5 protein-coding genes are annotated in these 3,771 nt (G+C 72.0%); 2 read left to right on the top strand and 3 right to left on the bottom strand.

Annotation, left to right across the window (positions count from 1 at the left end):
* Positions 1-40: 40 nt before the first annotated feature.
* Genes ACFWDO_RS21215 through ACFWDO_RS21205 form a run of 3 tightly spaced genes read right to left on the bottom strand, consistent with a single transcriptional unit; the run spans position 41 to position 1,763 of the window.
* Positions 41-598 carry a vitamin K epoxide reductase family protein gene (locus ACFWDO_RS21215; protein WP_380326874.1) on the bottom strand — a complete coding sequence of 186 codons (558 nt, stop codon included), beginning with the start codon at positions 596-598 and terminating at the stop codon, positions 41-43.
* Positions 599-657: 59 nt separating this feature from the next.
* Positions 658-930: an HPr family phosphocarrier protein gene (locus ACFWDO_RS21210; RefSeq protein ID WP_380326871.1), complete on the bottom strand. Its 273-nt coding sequence runs from the start codon at positions 928-930 to the stop codon at positions 658-660.
* Positions 931-962: 32 nt separating this feature from the next.
* On the bottom strand, positions 963-1,763 hold the full coding sequence (locus ACFWDO_RS21205) for a TetR/AcrR family transcriptional regulator (RefSeq protein ID WP_380326868.1): 801 nt from the start codon (positions 1,761-1,763) through the stop codon (positions 963-965).
* Positions 1,764-1,887: 124 nt separating this feature from the next.
* Between ACFWDO_RS21205 and ACFWDO_RS21200 the strand changes: the two genes are divergently transcribed.
* Together ACFWDO_RS21200 and ACFWDO_RS21195 are read left to right on the top strand one after the other, a co-directional pair.
* Positions 1,888-2,865 (top strand): ATP-binding cassette domain-containing protein, encoded by a 978-nt coding sequence (locus ACFWDO_RS21200; protein WP_380326865.1) that lies wholly within the window; start codon positions 1,888-1,890, stop codon positions 2,863-2,865.
* On the top strand, positions 2,862-3,725 hold the full coding sequence (locus ACFWDO_RS21195) for an ABC transporter permease (RefSeq protein ID WP_380326863.1): 864 nt from the start codon (positions 2,862-2,864) through the stop codon (positions 3,723-3,725). Before ACFWDO_RS21200 ends, ACFWDO_RS21195 begins: the two co-directional genes overlap by 4 nt.
* Positions 3,726-3,771: the final 46 nt, after the last annotated feature.

Below are 3,771 nucleotides of genomic sequence, written 5' to 3'. Positions count from 1 at the left end.
ATTTCTCGTCGAGAAATGGGCCAAACGCCCGCTCACAACTTCAGGCGAAGAGGGCGTACCCGTACTTCAGCAGGACGGCGGCGACGAGCAGCGCGAACCACGCGGCGGTGAGGATGCCGAACGCGCCGGAGCGCACCAGCGACATCGCCCACGACTGCACCCGGGCGGGCCAGTAGAGGTTGTCCTCGAGGATGTTCCAGTGCAGCATCGACGCGAACACGAGCGTCGTGGACACCGTGATCGTCAGGCACCAGGGGCACAGGGCGCCGATGACGAACATCGACTGGTAGAAGAGCCAGTACGCGAAGACGAACCCCAGCAGGTAGACGGTCTGGGCGGCCGTCATGAACCAGCGGGGGAACCGCACGCCCGCCAGACCCGCGACGGCCACGGTGATCACGACGGACTCGGCGATGAGCCCGAGGAAGGCGTTCGGGAAGCCGAACAGGCTGGCCTGCGGCGACGTGCCGACGGTGCCGCACGAGATCACGGCGTTGATGTCGCACGACAGCGCGGCGGTGGGGTCCGCCGCCAGGTGCACGGCGTCGACCGACAGCACGAACGCGGCCACCAGGCCGACCAGCGCCCCGACGAGCATCTCGCCGAAGAGCCAGCCCGCCGAGTGGAAGAACCCGCGCGGGCGGTCGGGCCGGTCCGTCAGGCCACCGCTTCCTGCGACAGGAACTCGACGAGGGCGTCGAGCGCGGCGCCGGCGTCGTCGCCGTCGGCCTCGGTGCGGAGCACCACCTCGTCGCCGACCCCGGCGCCGAGCGTCATGATCCCGAGGATGCTCGCGGCGTCGACGGCGTCGCCGCCGGCGGTCTTGGCGATCTGCACGGGCACGGGCTGCTGCGCGGCCTTCTGCGCGAAGAGCGCGGCGGGGCGGGCGTGCAGGCCCTCGGTGATGGCGACGACGACGGTGCGTTCCATGGGGTCCTCCGGGGACGGTGGTCTGGACCAGTTCATCGTAGGGGCGCGGGGCCGTCCGGGGAAGTCCGGTGCGCCCGGTCGATCGCCATCCCGACGGAGTCGAGCAGCCGCTCCAGCGACGCGTCGAACGGCGTGGCCTCGGCGTCGAAGCCGCCCGCCTCCCAGATGCGCAGCATCGTGGGGTAGCGCTCGCGGTCGAACCAGTCGGCCCAGAAGCTGCTCATCGACGTCCAGTACTCGTCGTTGCTCTGCCCGGATGCGTCCTTCTCCGCCGCCTCCGCGACCGTCGAGCGGGCCAGGCCGCGCACGAACGCGTCGACGAGCCCGACGATCTCGACCACCTGTCGCGCGGGCAGCCCCGTGTCGACGAGGGTGCGCAGCCCGCACTCCTGCGCGTCGAGCACCGCGGGGGTGAGCGGCAGCCGCCACATGTTCGTCTGCAGGATCCACGGGTGGCGCTGGAACAGCTCCCAGTGCGCGCGGGCGTAGGCGGCGAGGCCGTCACGCCAGCCGGCGTCGGCGGGCGGCAGGTCGAGCTGCGCGAACGCCCGGTCGATCATGAGGTCCTGCAGCTCGGCGCGGCCGGGGACGTAGGTGTAGAGCGACATCGCGCCCACGCCGAGGTGGGCGGCGACCCGGCGCATCGACAGGGCGTCGAGCCCGTCGGCGTCGGCGATCGCGGTGCCGGCGCCGACCACGTCCTCCAGGGTGAGGCGCGCCCGGCGGCCGCGACCCGACGGCTGCGGCGGGTCCCACAGGAGGGCCAGGCGGCGGACGACCTCGGGCGGGCGGGGGACCCCGTCGTCCGGCGGCTGCGGCGAAGTGCTCGACATGGATCGTCATCCTCCCATCCCGGCCGCCCGGCCGGCCGCAGGGCCTTGTCGGACCCCCTCGTTACGCTCGAGACTAGTTCCAGTACAGCGTACGAGAGTAGTCCGGAGAAGAGAGGGGATGGACATGATCCGAGCACGCGGCCTGACCAAGACGTTCAGCCGTCGCAAGGAGACCGTCGAGGCGGTCAAGGGGATCGACGTCGACGTCGCGGAGGGTGAGCTCGTCGCCTTCCTGGGGCCCAACGGCGCGGGGAAGTCCACCACCCTGCGGATGCTGACGTCGCTCCTGGCGCCGACGTCGGGGGAGGCGACCGTCGCCGGGTACGACGTCGTCAAGAGCCCCGCGCAGGTCCGCGCCCGGCTGGGCTTCATCGGGCAGGGCAACGGCGGCGGGTTCAGCTACAAGGTCGTGGACGAGCTGCACAACCAGGGCCGCTTCTACGGCCTGGCCCCGGAGGTCTACCGGGAGCGGGCGGCCGACCTCCTGGCCGCCCTGGAGCTCACCGGGCTCGAGAAGCGGTCGGTGCAGTCGCTGTCCGGCGGCCAGCGCCGCCGGCTCGACGTCGCCCTCGGCCTGATGAACCACCCGCCGCTGCTGTTCCTCGACGAGCCCACCACCGGCCTCGACCCGCACTCGCGGGCCAACCTCTGGGGGCACATCACCGCCATGCGCGAGCGGTACGGGATGACGGTCGTGCTCACCACGCACTACCTGGACGAGGCGGACAGCATGGCGGAGCGGGTGGTCGTCATCGACCACGGCGAGATCATCGCCGACGCCGCTCCCGACGTCCTCAAGCGCCGCCACGCGGACGACTCCCTGACCCTCGTCGTCGCGACCGACGACGGCGCGGCCGTCCGGGCAGCGCTGCCCGACGGTGTCGGCGACGTCGAGCTCGGCGACGTCGAGATCACGGCGCACGACGCCGGGCTGCGGGTGCGCGTCGCCACCGCGCAGGGCGCGGACACCCTGCCGGGCGTCATCGAGGCGCTGCGCGTCGCCGGCATCACCACCACGTCGGCGAGCGCCCGCCAGGCCAGCCTCGACGACGTGTTCCTCAACCTCACCGGCCGGAGCCTGCGCGAGGAGGCGGCAGCATGACCGAGCAGACCCGCACCACCACCCCGGCCGCCGCGACCCACGAGGCGCCGCGCGTCGTCACGCGGACCGGGCCGGGCAAGTTCGTCTCCGACACGGCCGCCGTGTTCACGCGCGAGATCCTGCTGGTGCTGCGCGACCCGTTCACGCTGATCTTCTCGCTGCTGCAGCCGCTGATCTTCCTCGGGCTGTTCGGCCCGCTGCTCACGGGCACGTTCGGCGGCGGCTTCGGCGGGCCGTCCGGGGCGGGGGGAGCGAGCACCGCGGACACCCTGCAGTGGTTCGTGCCCGGCGTGATCGTGATGATCTCGCTGTTCGGCACCTCGATGACCGGCTCGAACCTGCTGTACGAGATCATGACCGGCTCCTACGAGCGGGTGCTCGCCACCCCCCTGGACCGCTCGTCGATCCTCGTGGGCCGCGCGCTCAAGGAGTTCGCGCCGCTGCTGGTGCAGGGCCTGATCATCGCGGCGGTCTGCATCCCGTTCGGGTTCCGGTTCCACGTGCTGCCGGCGCTCACGGGCCTGGTGCTGCTCGGCGTCTTCGGCGTGGGGATCGGCGCGCTCTCGCACGCCCTCGCGCTGGCGTCCAAGGGGCGCGAGTGGCTGTTCTGGGGCGTGCAGCAGTCGCTGCTGTTCCCGCTGCTCATCCTGTCCGGGATGATGCTGCCGCTCGAGGCCGGCCCGTCGTGGATGCAGACGGCGGCCAAGTTCAACCCGCTCACCTACATGGTCGACGCCGAGCGCGTGCTGTTCGGCGGCACGTTCGCCGACCCGGCCGTGCTCTGGGGCATCGTCGCCGCGGTGGCCACGTGCGCCGTCGGCCTCGTCGTCGGCATCCGCGCCACCCGTCGGTCCGTCTGACCAGCGCGTTGTGGGTGCGATCGTGGCCCCGTTTCGCTGAGAAACG

Source organism: Isoptericola sp. NPDC060185, from assembly GCF_042728595.1.
In the GTDB taxonomy this organism is placed as follows: Bacteria; Actinomycetota; Actinomycetes; order Actinomycetales; family Cellulomonadaceae; genus Isoptericola.
The sequence above is the reverse complement of the archived record's forward strand: the minus strand, read 5'-3'. Positions and strand labels throughout refer to the sequence as shown.

What these genes read in the sequence shown, in the direction of transcription:
- ACFWDO_RS21215 (WP_380326874.1), bottom strand. Translation starts at nt 598, where the DNA reads ATGCTCGTCGGGGCGCTGGTCGGCCTGGTGGCCGCGTTCGTGCTGTCG.
- ACFWDO_RS21205 (WP_380326868.1), bottom strand. Translation starts at nt 1,763, where the DNA reads ATGTCGAGCACTTCGCCGCAGCCGCCGGACGACGGGGTCCCCCGCCCG.
- ACFWDO_RS21200 (WP_380326865.1), top strand. Translation starts at nt 1,888, where the DNA reads ATGATCCGAGCACGCGGCCTGACCAAGACGTTCAGCCGTCGCAAGGAG.
- ACFWDO_RS21210 (WP_380326871.1), bottom strand. Translation starts at nt 930, where the DNA reads ATGGAACGCACCGTCGTCGTCGCCATCACCGAGGGCCTGCACGCCCGC.
- ACFWDO_RS21195 (WP_380326863.1), top strand. Translation starts at nt 2,862, where the DNA reads ATGACCGAGCAGACCCGCACCACCACCCCGGCCGCCGCGACCCACGAG.